General features: G+C 72.1%; 9 protein-coding genes. 8 read left to right on the top strand and 1 reads right to left on the bottom strand.

Going from position 1 to position 19,121, the window contains the following annotated elements:
* Positions 1–239 precede the first annotated feature (239 nt).
* The 8 genes from Asi03nite_RS38540 (at position 240) to Asi03nite_RS17330 (ending at position 16,020) form a co-directional block, all read left to right on the top strand.
* Positions 240–4,835 (top strand): aminotransferase class I/II-fold pyridoxal phosphate-dependent enzyme, encoded by a 4,596-nt coding sequence (locus Asi03nite_RS38540; RefSeq protein WP_373872128.1) that lies wholly within the window; start codon positions 240–242, stop codon positions 4,833–4,835.
* A gap of 14 nt (positions 4,836–4,849) precedes the next feature.
* Positions 4,850–7,072 (top strand): MMPL family transporter, encoded by a 2,223-nt coding sequence (locus tag Asi03nite_RS17360; RefSeq protein ID WP_203680959.1) that lies wholly within the window; start codon positions 4,850–4,852, stop codon positions 7,070–7,072.
* Positions 7,073–7,241: 169 nt separating this feature from the next.
* Positions 7,242–8,078 carry a CDP-alcohol phosphatidyltransferase family protein gene (locus Asi03nite_RS17355; protein WP_239102749.1) on the top strand — a complete coding sequence of 279 codons (837 nt, stop codon included), beginning with the start codon at positions 7,242–7,244 and terminating at the stop codon, positions 8,076–8,078.
* Positions 8,079–8,142: 64 nt separating this feature from the next.
* Positions 8,143–9,822 carry an AMP-binding protein gene (locus Asi03nite_RS17350; protein WP_203680958.1) on the top strand — a complete coding sequence of 560 codons (1,680 nt, stop codon included), beginning with the start codon at positions 8,143–8,145 and terminating at the stop codon, positions 9,820–9,822.
* A 20-nt stretch (positions 9,823–9,842) separates the two neighbouring features.
* Entirely contained in the window at positions 9,843–11,438 is a 1,596-nt protein-coding gene (locus Asi03nite_RS17345) for an ArnT family glycosyltransferase (RefSeq protein ID WP_203680957.1), read from the top strand.
* Between the two features lie 32 nt (positions 11,439–11,470).
* The gene (locus Asi03nite_RS17340) at positions 11,471–13,105 is read left to right on the top strand and encodes a GMC oxidoreductase (protein ID WP_203680956.1); all 1,635 of its coding nucleotides are present in this window, start codon (positions 11,471–11,473) and stop codon (positions 13,103–13,105) included.
* A gap of 824 nt (positions 13,106–13,929) precedes the next feature.
* Positions 13,930–14,277 carry a histone-like nucleoid-structuring protein Lsr2 gene (locus Asi03nite_RS17335; RefSeq protein ID WP_203680954.1) on the top strand — a complete coding sequence of 116 codons (348 nt, stop codon included), beginning with the start codon at positions 13,930–13,932 and terminating at the stop codon, positions 14,275–14,277.
* Between the two features lie 663 nt (positions 14,278–14,940).
* Positions 14,941–16,020, top strand: a complete 1,080-nt coding sequence (locus Asi03nite_RS17330; RefSeq protein ID WP_203680952.1) for an NAD-dependent epimerase/dehydratase family protein — start codon at positions 14,941–14,943, stop codon at positions 16,018–16,020.
* Here Asi03nite_RS17330 and Asi03nite_RS17325 read toward each other — a convergent pair whose 3' ends face one another.
* Positions 16,021–19,038 (bottom strand): putative bifunctional diguanylate cyclase/phosphodiesterase, encoded by a 3,018-nt coding sequence (locus Asi03nite_RS17325; protein WP_203680950.1) that lies wholly within the window; start codon positions 19,036–19,038, stop codon positions 16,021–16,023. It abuts the gene before it with no gap.
* Positions 19,039–19,121: the final 83 nt, after the last annotated feature.

Here is a 19,121-nt window from a genome sequence, read left to right as displayed (position 1 = left end):
GTTCTAACTTTTGACAAGAACCTGCAACAGGTCCCGTGAAAACGCCGAGGCGCCTTCCGTGCAATCTGGGCGTCGTGCGTTAGCGTGTGCTCACGAAGCGCATCGCCGACGATCATCCATCGGCTTGTCCCGCGCTTTCCTGGCCGCTTTCCGGCGGACCTTCAGGCACGCAAGCATGGGGAACATCATTGGACATTGCCATCGTCGGCCTATCCTGCCGTTTTCCGGGGGCGCGCGACGTGGTCGAGTTCTGGGCGAACTCACTGACCGCCGCTCATCAATTCCGCCCCGTACCGCCGGCGCGCTGGAATCACGAAACTTTCTATTCGACGAATTTTCGTGACCATCATTCGACGTACACCGACCGGGTGGCCTTTCTTGACGAGGTCGAGAGGTTCGCCGCCCTGCACCACCGCATCCCGCCGCGGCGCGCCAAGGCCATGGATCCGCAGCACCGGCTCCTCGTCGACCTGGCCCGGGAAGCGGTCCAGGACGCGGGCTGGGAGCGACGCCCGTTCGACCGGGCGACCACCGGGGTCTTCGTCGGGCTGAGCACCGCCGACTACAAGGACATGACCGGCGCCCGGCTGACCGCCAGCCTGCTCGCCGACGGGTCGCTGTCGCCCAACGCGAACGACCCGGAGCTGCTCAAGGCGATCGCCGAGGCGGCGAAGGCGGCGATCGACCCGCCGCAGTCGTTCTCGATGGCCGGCTCGCTGCTGAACATGGCCCCGGCCACCGTCAGCGAGCTGCTCGACCTCGGCGGGCCGTCGTTCGCCGTGGACGCGGCGTGCTCGTCCGCGCTGGTGGCCATGCACGAGGCGGTCAACCATCTGCGCACCGGCTCGTGCAACGCGGCCCTGGTCGGCGGCGTGTTCCTGAACCTCACCCCGAACGCGCTCGTCGGCTTCTCCCGGGTGGGCGCGCTGTCGCCGGCCGGGGTGTGCCGCCCGTTCGACACCCGGGCTGACGGCTTCGTCCTCGGCGAGGGCGGGTCGCTGGCCGTGCTCCGGCCGCTGGACGACGCGCTGGAGGCCGGGGACCGCATCTACGCGGTGCTCAACGGCATCGGCACCGCCAACGACGGCAAGGGCGCCGGCCCGATGACCCCGAAGGCGGAGGGCCAGGAGGCGGCGATGCGCGCCGCCTACCGGGACGCGCGGGTGGAGCCGGGCGCGATCGACTTCCTGGAGGCGCACGGCACCGGCACCACGGTCGGCGACAAGGTGGAGGTCGAGGCGATCCGCCGGCTGCGCGCCAAGTCCGCGGACCGGCCCTGCTACCTGTCCTCGGGCAAGGCCACCATCGGGCACACGCTGCCGGCGGCCGGCGCCGCGGGCGTGCTGCGCACCGCGCTGGCCCTGCACCACCGGGTCGTCCCGCCGCAGCCGGCGGCCATGGACCCGCACGCCGAGCTGCCCCTGGCCGAGGCCGGGCTGGCGATCGCCACCGAGCCGCGGGCCTGGGCGCATCCGGCCGACGACAGGCGGCGGGCGGGCGTCAGCTCGTTCGGCTTCGGCGGCACCAACGTGCACGCCGTGCTGAGCGAGGCGCCCGAACCGGAGGACGACGGGGACGAGGCGGACCGCCCGTGGGTGGTGCTGCTCTCCGCCGACGACGGGGACCTGCTCACGTCGTACGCCCGGAGGTTGTCGGGTCTGATCCGGGCCGACCCGGAGTTGACGCCTGCGGCGGTGGCCCGCACGATGGCCAGCCGCACCCTGCTCGGCGCCCGGCTGGCGGTGATGTGCCGGACCCGGGAGGAGCTGGCCGAGCGCCTCGCCGCCGCGGCCCGCGAGCTGGCCGGCGACGCCACCGGGCGCCTGGCCCCCGGGGTGTACGCCAGCACCGCCCCGCTGGCGCCGGAGCAGCGCTCCCTGGCCTTCCTCTACCCCGGCCAGGGCTCGCTGCGCCCCGGCGTGCTGCGTGACCTGGTCGCCCGGTTCCCGGCGCTGGCCGAGCACGTCCGCCCGCTGGCCGACCAGGTCGACGAGCGCACCGGCGAGCCGGTCACCGACCTGCTCTGCGACACGCCCGGGCCGGGTGACGAGGAGCGGGTCAGCGCGACCCGGATCTGCCAGCCCGGCCTCGGCGTGGCCGGGATCGGGATGACCCAGCTGCTCGCCGACCTCGGGGTGACCCCGGCGATCACGCTCGGGCACAGCGTCGGCGAGCTGGCCGCGGCGGTCGCCGCCGGGGCGCTGACCCCGGACGACGGCATCGAGTTCCTGATCGAGCGCGGCGCCGCGGTGACCGCGGGCCTGGAGCCGCCGCCCGGCACGATGGCCGCGGTCCGGATCGACGCGGCCGGGTTCGAGCAGCTGTGCGCCGGCATCGAGGGGGTCTGGGCGGGTTGCTACAACCACCCGTCCCAGATCGTCGCCAGCGGGCACCGGGACGCGGTCGGCCGGCTGGTGGACCGCTGCCGGGAACGGGAGGTCCCGGTGGTGCCGCTGCGCGTCTCGCACGCCTTCCACTCGCCGCTGATGGCAGAGGTCGACTCCCGGGTGGCCGCGCACGTCGCGCGCCTGCCGGTGCGCAAGCCGATCCGTACTTTCGTCTCCAGCGTGGACCCGGCGGCCACGGCCGACCCGGAGTCGCTGCGCGCCCTCTGGGGCCGGCAGGGCTCGGCGCCGGTGCTGTTCCGCGAGGCGGTGGACACGGCGGTGGCCGAGGGCGCGAAGATCCTGGTCCAGGTCTCGGCCGGGGACGCGCTGCTGGGCATGACCGCGCAGACCCCGGCGGCGCGCGGCCTGGACTCGATCGCGCTGATGCCGTCCCAGCCGGATGACGGGTACGCCCTGCTGGAGGGCCTGGGCCGACTTGCCGTGGCGGGCGTGCCGGTGGACCTCACGCCGCTGTTCGAGGGGCTGAGCATCCCGCTGGTCACGCTGCCGCCGTCGCCGCTGGCCACGCAGCACTACTCGATCCGGCGAACCGCACCGGGCGCCACACCGGCCCGATTCATCCGCACAACTGACGACAGTCACCCCCGTCCCCCCGAAGCCCCGGCGCGCGCGGCGCTGCCGGCGGCCGCGATCAGTAACGGAGAACAGAATCCCGTGAACGACGTCATCTCCCTGCTGCGGGAGCAGCTAGCGGTCCTGCGTGGCATCGGCGCCGACCCGGCCGACCTGGTGCCGGCCCCGGCCCTCCCGGCGGCTCCGCCGGCGCCGGCCCCGGCCGCGGCGAAGCCGGAGAACGCCGCGCCGCCCGCGGTCCGCGTCTCGGTGCCGGCGCAGAAGCCGGCTCCGGAGAAGACCGAGAGCAACCAGCTGTACGCCGAGGTCGCCGCGGAGGTGGCCGCGATGGTCGGCAAGATCAGCGCCTATCCGGCGGACATGGTCCGGCCGGAGCAGACGTTCGCGGCCGATCTGGGCTTCGACTCGATCATGACGGCCGAGCTGATCGCGGCGGCCAAGCGCCGCTGGCCGGATCTCGACCTGGCGCCCGAGCAGGTGTTCGGCGTCGCCACCGTCCGGGAGCTGGTGCAGTTGCTGACGCAGTCGCTGGGCGGCGGCACCCCGGTGGCCGAGGCGGCCCCGGCGCCGGCCGCTCCGGCCTCCGTTCCCGAGGCCCAGCAGGCCCTGGTCCCACGGGACGACGCCCGCCGGCCCGAGGTCGCCGACGTCACCAAGCTGCCGGAGATCGTGCAGTTCGAGGCGCGCGGCGACATCCTGGAGCGGGTCAAGGTGGCGAACCCGTACTACATCGTCCACGACAGCGTGATCAACAGCCGGACCTCGGTGCAGGGCCGCCAGATCATCTCCTTCTCCAGCTACAACTACCTGGGTCTGTCCGGGCACCCGATGGTGAACTACGCGGTGAAGGAGGCGGTCGAGCGGTACGGTTCCTCGGTCTCCGCCGCCCGCATCCTGTCCGGCAACCGGGCCCTGCACGACGAGCTGGACCGCAGCCTGGCCGCCCTGGTCGGCGCCGAGGACGCGATCTCGTTGCTCGGCGGGCACTCCACGAACGTCGGGGTCATCGGCCACATGGTCGGCCCGGAAGACCTGATCGTGCACGACGCGCTCGCGCACGACAGCATCCTGCAGGGCTGCCGCCTCTCCGGGGCCAACCGCCAGCCGTTCCCGCACCAGGACCTGGCCGCTCTGGACGCGCTGCTGACCCGGATCCGCGACCGCTACCGGCGGGTGCTGATCATCGTCGAGGGCGTCTACAGCATGGACGGCGACATCTGCGACCTGCCGGCGCTGATCGCGCTGAAGAAGAAGCACGGCGCGCTGCTGATGGTGGACGAGGCGCACAGCATCGGAGTGCTCGGCGCCCGCGGCGGCGGCGTCGGCGAGCACTTCGGGGTGGACCGCGGCGACGTGGACATCTGGATGGGCACCCTGTCCAAGTCGCTGGCCAGCTGCGGCGGCTACCTCGCCGGCCGACGCGAGCTGATCGAGTACCTGCGCTACACCATGCCGGGCTTCATCTTCAGCGCCGGCATGAGCCCGCCGAACGCGGCCGCCGCGCTGGCCGCGCTGCACATCATCCGTGAGGAGCCGCAGCGGCTCAAGGTGCTGCACGACCGGGCGGCAACCTTCCTGCGCCTGGCCAAGCGGGCCGGGATCGACACCGGGCCGAGCGCCGGCACGCCTGTCATCCCGTGCATCACCGGCGACTCGGTGCAGGCGCTGAAGCTGGCCGACACGCTGTTCAAGAACGGGATCAGCGTCAACCCGATCATGTACCCGGCGGTGAAGGAGCGGCTGGCCCGGCTGCGGTTCTTCATCACCGCCGAGCACACCGTCGAGGACATCGAGACGACCGTGGACCTGCTGGCCCGGAACCTGGACCCGGCCCGCGTGCCGCAGCCCGCCTGAGAGAAACCGCCTCCATGACCTCATCGACACCCACCCGCCCCCGGTCCGGGGACGGCGACCAGTTCGCCGCCCCCGGACCGGTGGTCCGGTTCGTCGCCCGCCGCCCCAAGCTCGTCCTGCTCGTCGCCCTGCTGCTGGCCGCGCTCGCGGTGGCCTTCAGCGGCGGCCTGGTCGGCGCGCTCAAGACCGGGGGTTTCGACGATCCGGCCTCCGATTCGGTACGCGGCCGGCAGGTCCTCGCCGAGCGTTTCCGGGCCGCCGACCCGAATCTGGTCGTGCTGATCTCCAAGCCCGGCGGCAGCGTCGACGACCCGGACATCACCGCGGTCGCACGGCAGATCACCGACCGGCTGGCGGGCGACCACGCGGTGACGGTGGCCGGGTCGTACTGGACCGGCCGGGTGCCGCAGCTGGCCAGCCGGTCCCGGGACGCGGGCCTGGTGCTGGTCCACGTGGACGGCGACGAGAACACCAGCGCGGGGCGGGTCGCCACGCTGCACGATGAGCTCGCGGTGGCGCAGGGGCCGGTCCGGGTCTCCTTCGGCGGCTTCACTCAGATCAACAACGACATCAACGACCAGGTCACCAGGGACCTGGCCACCGCCGAGTCGATCGCCATCCCGATCACACTGGTGCTGTTGCTGCTGGTCTTCGGCACGGTCGGGGCGGCCGGAGCGCCGCTGCTGATCGGGATCTTCTCGATCGTCGGCACGCTGGGCACGCTGCGGCTGCTGGCCGCGATCACCGACGTGTCGGTCTTCTCGGTCAACATGGCCACCGCGCTGGGCCTGGGCCTGGCGGTGGACTACAGCCTGCTGTTCGTCTCCCGGTACCGCGAGGAGCGGCGGCTCGAAGCGGACCTGGCCACGGCGCTGGGCAACACCATGCGCACGGCCGGGCGCACCATCGCGTTCAGCGCGGCGACCGTGGCCGTGGCGCTGTGCAGCCTGCTGGTGTTCCCGCAGTACTTCCTGCGCTCCTTCGCCTTCGCCGGCATCGCCGTGGTGGTGACCACGGTGGGCGCCGCGATGCTGGTGCTGCCGGCGCTGCTGGCGCTGCTCGGGCACCGGATCGACAAGTGGTCGCTGTGGCAGCCGCGGGCCGACTCGACGTTCTGGGCACGGCTCGCGGCGTTCGTGTTGCGCCGTCCGGTCCGTACCGCCGCTCCGGTGATCTTGATCTTGGCGTTGCTCGCCGTGCCGCTGGCCCATGTCCGCTTCGGGCTGGCCGACGACCGGGTGCTGCCCGGGACGGCGGAGAGCCGGGTCGTCGCGGAGACCCTGCGGACCCGGTTCTCGGACACCGGGAGCGGGGCGACAGTGGTGGTCGCCGAGCACTGGGGCGCCGGGACGGACGCGCGGATCCGGGTCGCCGACTACGCCGCGCGGCTCTCCGAGGTGCCCGGGGTGACCCGGGTGGACAGCATGGTGGGCACCTACCGGCACGGGGTGATCGTGGTGGCCCCGGGCCGGCCCGACCCGCGTTTCGTCAACCGCGAGACGACCTGGTTCTCGGTGGTCAGCGGCGTGGAGCCGTACTCGGACGAGGGCGCCGCGCTGGCCCGCGCGGTCCGTGCCGTGCCGGTGCCGGCCGAGGTCCCGGTGCTGGTCACCGGGCCGCCCGCGCAGCTGGTGGACATCACCGGCTCGATCGGCGCGCGACTGCCGGTCGCCGGGATCCTGATCGCGGTGACCACGTTCCTGCTGCTCTTCCTGCTCACCGGCAGCGTGCTGCTGCCGCTCAAGGCGCTGCTGCTGAACACGCTGACGATGAGCGCGGTGTTCGGCGTGGCGGTCTGGGTCTTCCAGGACGGCCATCTCTCCGAGGTGCTCGGCCAGACCGGGACGCCGCTCGCGGTGGCCATCCCGGTGCTGCTGTTCTGTGTCGCGTTCGGGCTGTCCATGGACTACGAGGTGTTCGTGCTGTCCCGGGTGATCGAGCGCCACGAGCAGGGCGCCGACCTGCGCACCGCGGTGGTCGAGGGCATGTCGCGCAGCGTCCGCGTGATCAGCGCGGCGGCCGGCATCCTCTCGGTGTCGTTCCTGGCGATGCTCACCTCCGGGGTGTCGCTGATCCAGTTCTTCGGCCTCTGCGCCAGCCTGGCCATCATCCTGGACGCGCTGCTGGTCCGGCCGGTGCTGGTGCCGGCGTTCATGCGGCTGGCCGGCCGGTGGAACTGGTGGGCGCCGCGGCCGCTGCGGGCCCTGCACGCCCGGCTCGGGCTGCGCGAGCACTGAAGGCCCCTCGCGCGGGTCGCGCGAGCGCGAGGCGAGGCGAGGCACGGTCCCGTCCCTCGTCCGGGGGAACGGCGGCGTATCGCCGGTATTCTGGTTGATTGTCACCTCTGGTGGGGAACGTGAAGACACCAGGTGGACAAATGGTATTTACTGGACTTTAAGGTTTAACGTGCCGCCACTGAGAGTGTCCCTGCAGGAGATCCGGGAGCGCACCTACAAGCCGATCGACGCCTGGTGGACCGTGCTCCTGGTCGACCCGCTGGCGTCCCGGCTGGTGCGCCTCGTGGCTCCGTACCGATGGATCACCCCCAATGCGCTGACGCTTGTCGCGACAGCCGTCGGGGCCGGGGCGATGGTCGCCTTCGCCCGGGGCGCCCTGGTCCTCGGCGCGGTCCTGTTCCACCTGAGTTTCGTGGTCGACTGCATGGACGGGAAGATCGCCCGGCTGAACGGGACCGGCACGGTCTTCGGCCAATGGCTGGACTTCGTGCTCGACCGGGTGCGGGTGTTCTTCTGCGCGCTGACCCTGTTCGGCGGGCAGTACCTGCGCGACGGCGACGTGTCGTACCTCTGGTTGATGGCCGTCGCGATCTTCCTGGACCTGATCCGGTATCTCAACGGCAGCCAGGTGTCCAAGGTCCGCCGCGGGATGACCGACGAGCTGGAGTCGCTGACCACCCCGGACCCGCTCGCGCCGGCGCCCGCCGGGCCCGGCCGGGGCCCACGCCCGCTGCGGCGCCGGGCCGGCGCCTGGCTGCGGCGCAACCGGATCCGGACCCACCTGTTCAGCGGCATCGAGTACGAGATGTTCGTCTACATCATCGGCCCGCTGACCGGACTGATCTTCCCGGTGACGATCTTCGCGGGCGCGGCGCTGCTGCTCTTCGAACTCCTCGTGATCGTCAAGCTGTACCGGACGACCAAGGCCCACCCGGCCCGGCTCGCCGCCGCCCGGCGGCAAGTGCTGCTACCTGCTGGCGGGGGCGGTCTGCGCGGGGCAGACTGACCAGGTCACCAGGCCGTGTTCCGGAGAACCCCGGCCCGGGGCCTGTCCCGCTGGGAGGAGAGACATGGCCGAGACCGAGGCGACCGCCGCATTCCGGCGGGCGCGCGACTTCCTGCTCGCCCACCGCGAGGACTACCCCGCCGCGTACGACGGTTTCGCCTGGCCCCGGCCGGACCGGTTCAACTGGGCCCTCGACTGGTTCGACGTGATCGCCGCGGGCAACGACCAGCCGGCGCTCTGGATCGTCGAGGAGGACGGCAGCGAGCAGCGCGTCTCGTTCGCCGAGATGTCCGAGCGCTCCAACCGGGTGGCGAACTGGCTGCGCGAGCAGGGCGTGCGGCGCGGCGACCGGATCGTGGTGATGCTCGGCAACCAGGTGGAGCTCTGGGAGACCGTGCTCGCCGGGATCAAGCTGGGCGCCGTGCTGATCCCGGCCACCCCGCTGCTCGGCCCGGCCGACACGGCGGCCCGGGTGGCCCGGGGCGGCGCCCGGCACGTGATCGCGATGGCCTCGGCGGCCGGCAAGTTCGTCCAGGCCGACCCGGGGGTCACCCGGATCGCGGTGGGGCCGGCCGATGGCTGGCTCGACTACCGCTCGGCCGGCCGGGCAAGTGCCGAGTTCACCCCGGACGGCGAGACCCGGGCCGGGGACACGCTGCTGCTCTACTTCACCTCCGGCACCACGGCCCAGCCCAAGCTGGTCGAGCACACCCACGTGTCGTACCCGGTGGGGCACCTCTCCACGATGTACTGGATCGGCCTGCGCCCGGGCGACGTGCACCTGAACATCTCGTCGCCGGGCTGGGCCAAACACGCCTGGAGCAACATCTTCGCCCCGTGGAACGCGCAGGCCTGCGTGTTCATCTTCAACTACACCCGGTTCGACGCCCGGCGGCTGATGGCCGAGATGCAGCGCTGCGGGGTGACCAGCTTCTGCGCGCCGCCCACGGTGTGGCGGATGCTGATCCAGGCCGACCTGACCGAGCTGACGACGCCCCCGCGGATCGCGGTGGGCGCCGGCGAACCGCTCAACCCCGAGGTGATCGAGCAGGTCGCGGCGAAGTGGGGAGTGACGGTCCGGGACGGGTTCGGGCAGACCGAGACGTCCGTGCAGATCGCCAACTCCCCCGGGCAGCCGGTCAAGGCCGGGTCGATGGGCCGGCCGGCGCCCGGGTTCCGGATCGCGCTGCTCGACCCGGTGACCGGGCGGGAGGCGAGCGAGGGCGAGATCTGCGTGGCGATGGACCCGCGACCGGTGGGGCTGATGGCCGGCTACCACGGCGACCCCGAGCTCACCGTCGAGCGGATGACCGGCGGCTATTACCACACCGGGGACGTGGCGGCGCGGGACCAGGACGGCTACATCACGTACGTGGGGCGGACCGACGACGTGTTCAAGGCGTCCGACTACCGGATCTCGCCGTTCGAGCTGGAGAGTGTGCTGATCGAGCACGAGGCGGTGGTGGAGGCCGCGGTGGTGCCCTCACCCGACCCGGTCCGGCTCGCCGTGCCGAAGGCGTACGTGCTGCTCGCCGACGGGTGGGCGGCGGACGAGACGACCGCGGCGGCGATCTTCGCGCATGCCCGCGAGCACATGCCGCCGTACGCCCGGATCCGCCGCCTGGAGTTCACCGACCTGCCCAGGACGATCTCCGGCAAGATCCGGCGGGTCGAGCTGCGGGCCGCCGAGGCGGAGAAGCACGCCGATCCGGCCGCGGCTCCGCCGGGCGAGTTCACCGGCTGACCGCGGGCTATCTTTGCCCGATGCCGCGACGACGCCTGGTCTACCTGCTCGCTGTCGTCGTGATGCTGGGGCAGATGGCGTTCGCCATGGTCACCACTGCGGTGCAGCAGACGCCGACCATCGACGAGCCGGTCTACCTGGCCACCGCCGAGGTCTACACCCAGCAGCACAGCCTGCGGTTCAACCCGGAGCACCCGCCGCTCGGCAAGCTGATCATGGCGGCCGGGCTGGCCTTCGAGGACGTGCGGGAGCTCGACCCGGCGTATCCGGGGAGCCAGACGGCGCTCGGGCGGCACCTGCTCTACGAGAGCGGGAACAACCCGTTCCGCCTGCTGCTCGCGGCACGGCTGCCGATGATCCTGCTGACGCTGCTGTTCGGGCTGGTGGTGCTGGCGTTCGCGCGGGACCTGGCCGGACCGGCCGGCGGGCTGCTGGCGCTGGCGCTCTACGCGTTCTCGCCGGACGTGATCGCGCACGGATCGCTGGCCACCCTGGACGTTCCGGCCGCCGGGATGCTGCTCACCGCGTTCTGGCTGGCCTGGCGGGGACGGGAGCGGCCGTATCGCTACCTGCCGCTGGCCGGGGTCGCGCTCGGGGCGGCACTGGCCACCCGGGCGAGCACACTTCCGGCCGTGCCCCTGCTGGTGCTGCTCGCCGCGCTGTCGATGTGGGTCTCCGCCACCAGGCGACGGCTTCCGGCGGCCGCCGGAGCGCTGATCGGAACCGGACTGATCGCGGTGGCGGTGGTCTGGGTGGTGTATCTGGCCGTCGATCCGCACCTGCGCTGGACGCCGCCGCCGGACCTGCCGCATCCCGGCGGGCTGACCGGGCTGGCCGTGGACTGGCTGCCGTTCCCGCAGGCGTACCGGGACGGGCTGTTGAAGCAGTTACAGCTGGAGCAAAAGGCGTACAACGGGTTCCTGCTCGGGCACGGCTACCGGGGCAACCTGTGGTTCTATCTGCCGGCCGCCATGCTGATCAAGACTCCGCTGGGGGCGCTGGCGCTCTGGGCGGCCGGCGCGCTCACCATGATCTTCCTGCCGCGGCTGCGGGCGGCCGCGCTCTACCTGCTGCCGGTCTCCGCTGTGCTGCTGGTCGTCGCGATGACCGGCTCGCGCGACTACGGCTCGCGGTACGCGATCTTCCTGCCGTTCTTCCTGGCGGTGGCGGCCGGCACGGTGGCGCTGATCGAGGTCCGGTGGGTGCGGATCACCGCGGCCGTGCTGGCGTTGTTCGTCGCGGTCAGCTCGCTGCGGACGTTTCCGTACTATCTGCCGTACTCGAACGAGGCCTTCGGCGGGACCGCGAACACGCACCGCAACCTGCACGACTCCAACGTCGACTGGGGTCAGGACCTGGCCCGGCTGGCGCACAAGCTCCGGACGGACTATCCGGGCGAACAGGTGTGGCTGGTCTACAAGGGCAGCGGCGTTCCGGCCTACTACGGCATCGACGCGTCCGACCCGTACACCGTGCCGGACGACCAGGTCCACGGTCTCCTGGTGCTCTCCGACTCGCGGGTGGCGCTCGCCGGCGTACGGCTGCGGGGCCTGATCGCCACCAGCACCGAGATCGACCACGTTGGATACTCCATGAGGATCTACCGGCGCCCCTAGCGGTTACTGGCGAGTAATGCTTAGGTGAAGCGATGACGGACTACGACATCGTGATCGTGGGCAGCGGCTTCGGCGGCAGCGTCAGCGCACTGCGGCTGACCGAGAAGGGTTACCGGGTCGGCGTGCTCGAGGCCGGCCGCCGCTTCACCCCCGAGACGCTGCCGAAGACGTCCTGGGACCTGCGGAACTTCCTCTGGGCGCCGAAGCTCGGGATGCGCGGCATCCAGCGGATCACCCTGCTCAAGGACATCGTGGTGCTGTCCGCGGCCGGGGTGGGCGGCGGCTCGCTGGTCTACGCCAACACGCTCTACCAGCCGCCCGCCACATTCTTCGCGGATCCGCACTGGGCCGGCATCACCGACTGGGCGGGGGAGCTGGCGCCGCACTACGACCAGGCGTCCCGGATGCTCGGCGTGACCGAGCAGCCGACGATGACGCCCTCGGACGTGGTGATCAAGCAGGTGGCCGAGGACATGGGCGTCGGCCGGACGTTCCGCCGTACCCCCGTCGGGGTCTTCTTCGCAGAACCCGGGAAGACCGTGCCCGATCCCTATTTCGGCGGCGCCGGCCCGGCCCGCACCGGCTGCACCGAGTGCGGGAACTGCATGATCGGCTGCCGGGTGGGCGCCAAGAACCGGCTGGACGTCAACTACCTGTACCTCGCGGAGAGCAAGGGTGCCACGGTGCACCCGGACACCGAGGTCACCGCCATCCGGCCGGACGGGGACGGATGGATCGTGTCGGCCCGCACCGGCACGTTCACCGCCCGCCAGGTGATCCTCTCCGCCGGGGCGCTGGGCACGCAACGGCTGCTGCACACCATGCGGGACACCGGGGTGCTGCCCGCCGTCTCGGCACGTCTCGGCTGGCTGACCAGGACCAACTCCGAGGCGCTGCTCGGGGCGGAGACCAAGGATGTGCCGGACGCGCCGTTCAGCACCGGAGTGGCGATCACCTCGTCGTTCCACCCCGACCCGAACACCCACATCGAGCCGGTCCGCTACGGGCCGGGCAGCAACGCCATGGGCCTGCTCTCCACGCTGCTGGTGGACGGCGGCGGGCGGGTGCCCCGGCCGCTCAGATTCCTGTTCAACTGCATCCGGCACCCGATGGTGCTCGCCTACTCGATCTCGGTGCGGCGGTGGAGCGAGCGAACCATCATCGCGCTGGTGATGCAGACCCTGGACAATTCCCTGACGGTACGCAGAACCCGGCGCGGACGGCTGACGACCAGCCCCGGGCACGGGGAGCCGAATCCCACCTGGATCCCGGTGGGGCACGAGGCCGTCCGCCGGATCGCCGACCGAATCGGCGGGTTCCCCGGCGGAACCGTGGGGGACGTGTTCAACATCCCGATGACGGCGCACATCCTGGGCGGGGCGACCATCGGGGACTCGCCGGCCTCGGGCGTGGTGGATCCGTATCACCGGGTCTTCGGCTACCCCGGGCTGCACGTGGTGGACGGGTCGGCCGTCCCGGCGAACCTCGGGGTCAATCCGTCGTTGACCATCACCGCCATGGCGGAGCGCGCCATGTCGCTCTGGCCGAACAAAGGGGACGCGGATCCGCGGCCCGCTCCCGGCGAGCCCTACCAGCGGGTGACGCCGGTGGCGCCGCGTTCGCCGGCGGTGCCCGCGCACGCGCCGGCGGCTCTCCGTCTGCTCTGAGGCACCGGAGATCCGCTCAATGCCGTCCGGGGCGGTCGCCGGGCCCTGCCACGTCGCGGTGGGGACGCCCGATCCGCTCCCATCCGCCGAGCCCACGGGGGCACCTAACCACCAGCCCAGCCGAAAGCGCCCGGGTGGGCGTCATGGTCCCGAACGGCCCGGATGACCACCACCGACCCGACCCGAAAACGCCCGGCTGGGCGTTTTCGTCGCTGAACAGCCCGGATGACCACCACCAGCCCTAGCCGGCGCCGGCGGCAGTAAGGTCGACCGCCTGCCGGGAGTGGCGCGACGGGCGGGCGTGACCAGCGGACTGGGGTGCCCGGGTGCGCGGTGGTTCCTCGCCAGGCCGCGTGACTGGCGGGCCGCGCGGGATCGGGCGGGTTGCGGCGGGATCGGGCGGGCCGTCGTGCGCCGCCCCGCGGTGGAACGGCGAACCGCCCCGGCACCGGAGAATCGGCGACGAGGCGGCTCGGGACTGCGGGTGCCGGGCCGGGCCCGGTACGGTGCGGGTTGTCGCGGCGCCGGCGGATGGCACGCATGGTCCACCGGCGTGGCGGCCGGAGCGCTGGGAGCGCTCCCACCTGCGACGTTACCGCACATTCACGAGTTCGAAAAGAGGCTCGCGCCGACGTTTCCAGCCAGCGGTGACCACCCTCCGCTGCCGGGCGGATGCGCAGCGGAATTGCGACATGCCAGAACGTGCAATTTGCATTACCCACCATGTGCGCGACACAATGAATGCGACGACGACTAATCGCGGCACCCCCACCGCTCGCGTACAGCCGTCACCCGAATGACATCGCTGTAGGAGCGAACACAACATGGCCAAGCAGATAATTACCCTTCTGACCGACGACCTCGACGGCGGGGAGGCCGACCGCACCGTCGAATTCGGACTCGACGGCGTGAACTACACGATCGACCTGTCCGAGAAGAACGCCGGCAAGCTGCGCAAGGCCCTGGAACCGTTCCTCTCCGCGGCCACCCGGCTCGGCCGTTCCGGCGCCACTCCGACCGTTGCCCGGCGGACCGCCCCGGCCGCGACCAGCCGGTCCAGCCGCGACCAGAACCAGGCCATTCGCGAGTGGGCCAACAAGAACGGCTACCCCGTTTCCGAACGGGGCCGGATCCCCAGCAACGTCGTCGAGGCGTACCACGCCAAGCGCTGATCGACTGTCCTCCAAAAACGGCGTCACCGGGCCACCGGTGACGCCGTTTTGGCTGTAAAGCCTGGTCAGGACGGCTGCAACTGGACCGTACGGCCGTTCCGGCGATGACCGTAGTCAATCGGGGCGATTCCGCTCGAGCACGGCGGGACAACCCGGCGCACGGCGACCGATAAGGACCCCACGACACCCCGGCAAGATCGGAAACGGCAGGTGACCGGGCCATTCGCCGTCGGCCCGGAATGACCCGCGCCGCAGATCAGGGGCGTAACCGGGACGCGGTTCGCCACCGGCCGGCGCCTCGGTTCGCGCGCCTGTGGAATCGGGGCCGGGGCTCGGGCCGGGGCCGTACCACGAAATCGAGCGGAGCCGGTGGAAAGCGGCCCGGCGGCGGGCGGAAAACAGTGACGCCGGGTCGGTACCGGGCCGACCTTTCGTCGCGGCCGCCGCCGAGCCGAACGCAAACCCGGCGAAAGTCCGGAAACCGGCATCACAGAACGCCGAAAGCCGGAACCGGAACGCCCCGGCCCCCGAGCCGCCTCGCCGATCGGAACGCGCCGGCCCCCGGCAGGGGCCGAAATCCGATGATCCTTCCGGGCGCGGACCGGCGCCGGAATGGTGACGGAAATGTGATTCGATCGCCCACCGGCGGGTACGGCTGCGGGCATGCGTGTCGTCATCGTGGGCGCGACCGGCAACGCCGGCACCGCGCTGCTGCGCCGGCTCCGGACCGAACCCGACATCGAGGCGATCGGGGTCGCCCGACGTCTGCCCGAGGACACCGGGCCGTACGCCGGCCTCCAGTGGCACTCGGTCGACGTGGGCCACGACGACGCCCCGGATCAGCTCACCGGAATCTTTCAGGGCGCCGACGCGGTGGTGAACCTGGCCTGGCAGATCCAGCCCAGCCACGACGCGCGGCGGCTCTACCGGACGAACGTGCTGGGCAGCCGCGCGGTGTTCCGCGCGGCGCTACGAGCCGGCGTGGGCGCGCTGGTGCACGCGTCCTCGGTCGGGGTCTACGCGCCCGGGCCGAAGTGGGCGTACGTCAAGGAGACCTGGCTGCGCACCGGCGTCCCGGAGTCGTCGTACAGCCGGCACAAGGCGCTGACCGAGCGGATGCTCGACGAGATCGAGTCGGACCATCCGACGTTGCGGGTGGTCCGGCTGCGACCGGGACTGATCTTCCAGCGGGACGCCGGGACCGAGATCGGGCGGTACTTCGCCGGGCCGCTGCTGCCGGCGCGGCTGCTGCGGTTCGGCTGGCTGCCGGCGCTGCCGGCGAACCGGCGGCTGCGGCTGCAGGGAGTGCACGCGGACGACGTGGCCGACGCGTACCTGCGGGTGCTGCGGGCCGACGTGCGCGGAGCGTTCAACATCGCGGCCGGGCCGGTTCTCGATCCGGGGGTGCTGGCCAGGACGTTCCACGGGGTGCCGGTCCCGGTCCCGGGGTTCGCGCTGGAGGGCGCCGCGGCGCTGAGCTGGCTGCTGCGGCTGCAACCGGTGGACCGGGGCTGGGTGCGGCTCGCGTTGAAGGCGCCGCTGATGTGCTGTGACCGGGCCGCGTCGGAGCTCGGCTGGCGGCCGTCGCGGGACGCCGTGGAGGCGTTGCGTGAGCTGGTGGCGGGGCTGGCGGAACGGGCCGGGCGGCCGGACTCGCCGCCGCTGGACGCCGCGGCGAGCCAGCCGGGACGGCTGGGCGGGTTGCTGCGCGGGCGGCTGCCCGGCACCGGTGACCCGTACTGATCAGACCGCGACGGCGGCGCCGGTCATCCAGGCCAGCACCTCGGTCGGCCCCAGCGGGCTGGAGAACAGGAAGCCCTGCCCCAGCGGGCAGCCCATCCGCACCAGCAGATCGCGGTGCGCCGGGTCCTCGATCCCCTCGGCCACCACGGTGAGCCCCAGCGAACGGGCCAGGCTGACGATCCCGTCGACCAGCTGCGGGCTGGCCACCATGTCGTCGATGAAGGTCTTGTCGATCTTCACGACGTCGATCGGGCGCTGCCGCAGGTAACCCAGCGACGAGTACCCGGTGCCGAAGTCGTCGATGGCGATCCGGATGCCCATCTCGCGCAGCGTGTTCAGATCCGCCCAGATCCGCTGCTCGTCGTCCTTCATCAGCAGGGTCTCGGTGATCTCCAGCATCAGGGCCCGCGGTGGTACGCCGGTGTGCTGCAACGCGGCGCGCACCTGCTCCACGAAGCCGGCCTCGCGGAACTGCCGCACCGAGACGTTGACGCTGACGTACGGGGCGTGCCCGGACGGCAGGACCCGGCGCCACTCGGAGACCGTCCGCAGCGCCTCCTCCAGCACCCAGCGGCCCATCGGCACGATCAGCCCGCTCTCCTCGGCCACCTCGATGAACTGGTCCGGAGTGATCACGCCACGGTTCGGGTGGGCCCAGCGGACCAGCGCCTCGAAGCCCACCGCGACACCGCCGGCCAGATCCACGATCGGCTGGTAGTGCAGCAGGAAGCGGCCCTCGCTCACCGCGTGGCCGAGCGCCGAGCGCAGCTCCAGCCGCTCCACCATCTCGTCGTGCAGGTGCCGCTGGTAGCGCCGCCACTGGTTCTTGCCGGCGCCCTTGGCCACGTAGAGCGCGAGGTCGGCCTGGCGCAGCAGCTCGTCGCCGTCTGTCGCCTCCAGCGTGGTGGTGATGCCGATGCTGGTCATCGCGTACAGCGGCTTGGCGTCGGTCTCGATCGGTGAGGCCAGCGCGGTCAGGATCCGGTTCGCGGTGTCCTCCACCGCCAGCGGGTCGCGCACGTTCTCGATCAGCGCGGCGAACTCGTCGCCGCCGAGCCGGGCCGCCGTGTCGTCGGCGCGCAGCGATCCGGCGATCCGGTTCGCCACCTCGATCAGCAGCTGGTCGCCGACCGCGTGGCCGAGCGTGTCGTTGACGATCTTGAAGTCGTCCAGGTCGATGAAGAGCACGCCGACCACCGAGCCGTCCCGGGCGCTGCGGGCCAGCGCGTGCTCCAGCCGGTCGTGGAAGAGCACCCGGTTGGCCAGACCGGTCATCGCGTCATGGAACGCCTGGTGGATCAGCTCGTTCTCGAGTTTGCGCCGCTCCGTGACGTCCCGCATGGTGATCACCAGGCCGGCCACGCTGCGGTCGGCGCGCAGGTCCCGGCAGTGCAGCTCGAGCAGCAGGTCGGTGCCGCGGGCGTTCACCGCGCGGAAGTCGAGCTGCTGCTCGCCCAGGTCGCCGCCGCGGACCGCGGCGAGCACGCCGTCCAGCCGCTCCCGGTCCCCCGGGTGGATCACGTCGGGCAGCCGCACCCCGGTCGGGTCGGCGCCGAAGACGCCGAGCGCGGACGGGCTGGCGTACCGGATCCGGTCCTCCTCGTCCAGAATGGTGATCACGTCGGCGGTGTTCAGGATCAGGGTCCGGAAGTACGCCTCGCTGTTGCGCTGGTTCACCTCGTGGCTGAGCGCGATCCGCTCCAGCGCCAGCGCCACCTGCCCGGCCAGCACCTCCACCGAGCGCTGCAGCTCGCGCAACGCCCAGCCGGGCGCGCCCACGTGCAGCACCCCGACCAGCGGGTCGCCGGTCGGCCGGTCCTGCAGCACCATCGGGCAGCGCAGCGTCTCGGCGAACTGGGTGAGCCGGACCGAGACCGCCCAGTCCACGTCCCGGGTCTGCACCAGCCGGGCCGCGGTGCCGGTGGCCCGGTCCACCGCCGCCTGCGCGGCGGCCTCCGGCGACATCGGCTCGTCCTGGGCGATGCTGATCGCCAGCACCACGCCGTGCGGCACGTCGCCGGGCAGCAGTTGCGCGACGGTGGTGCGGACCGCCAGACCGACAGCCTCCGCGTCGGCCGCCGAGACCAGCGCCGCGGACGCCTCGCGCAGCGCCCGCTCGCGGGTCACCGCCTGCCGGTGGCTCGTCATGATCCCGGCCATCCGGGCCAGCACCAGCATCAACATCAGCAGGCTCAGCACGGCCACCAGGAACAGGCCGGCCACCTGGCCGTCCTGGAACATCTTGCCGATCAGCACGGTGGGCGCGGCCAGCGCGGCGACCGCCAGCAGGGCGAGCCGGCCCCGGCTGGTCTCCGCGGCCGGCGCCGCCGACCGTCGGGTCAGCTCGGCCATCGACGGGATCAACGCCGCCATCGCCGCTGTGGCATAGAGAGCGAACTGGCCGTACCCGGACGCCCGCGCCACGTCGGCGACCAGCATCGCGCCGGTGCCCGCTCCCAACCAGTACCCGGAGGCGACCAGCCGCCCGGGGACCAGCGCCAGCCGGATCAGCAGGCCGAGGCAGAGCAGGTCGGCGACCGGCAGCAACTGCTCCAGCCCGCCGACGGTCGCGTCCGACATCCGGGGGCCGACCACGAACGTCCAGATCAGCAGCGCCACGCCGGAGGTGACGATGAGCGCGTCCAGCACACCGGGCACGTCCCGGTCCGAGCCGGTCCGCCGCCTGATGAACCGGGCCAGCGCGAACGCCAGCACCGGGTAGGAGAGCAGCAGCAGGGCGGTGCCGGCCGGATCCAGCCAGGGCAGCAGGTCGGTGACGAACGACGGGGCGGCGCCGAGCGCGCCGCCCAGGCCGGAGAGTCCGGTCGCGGCGGCCAGCAGCCACCAGGGCAGACGGTCGTCGGGCTGGCTGCGGTACGTGCCGACCAGGACAGCGGCCGCCGCGGACAGGCCGCCGGCCAGGATCAGCCAGCCGTGCGCCCGCGGGGTGAGCGCGTAAGCGACGCCGAGGACCACGATCCAGGCGCCGAAGAGGGCGGCCGGCCAGCGCGTCGGCATCCCCGTCACCCTCCCGACTCAGGTACCTGTGCCGGACCCTTCGGCTGGTGGATCACGGATCTGAGGGAAAGGGCACAATCGTC

The sequence above is a fragment of the Actinoplanes siamensis genome (genome assembly GCF_016862395.1).
Taxonomy (GTDB): Bacteria; Actinomycetota; Actinomycetes; order Mycobacteriales; family Micromonosporaceae; genus Actinoplanes; species Actinoplanes siamensis.
This window is presented reverse-complemented; position numbering and strand designations above follow the sequence as displayed.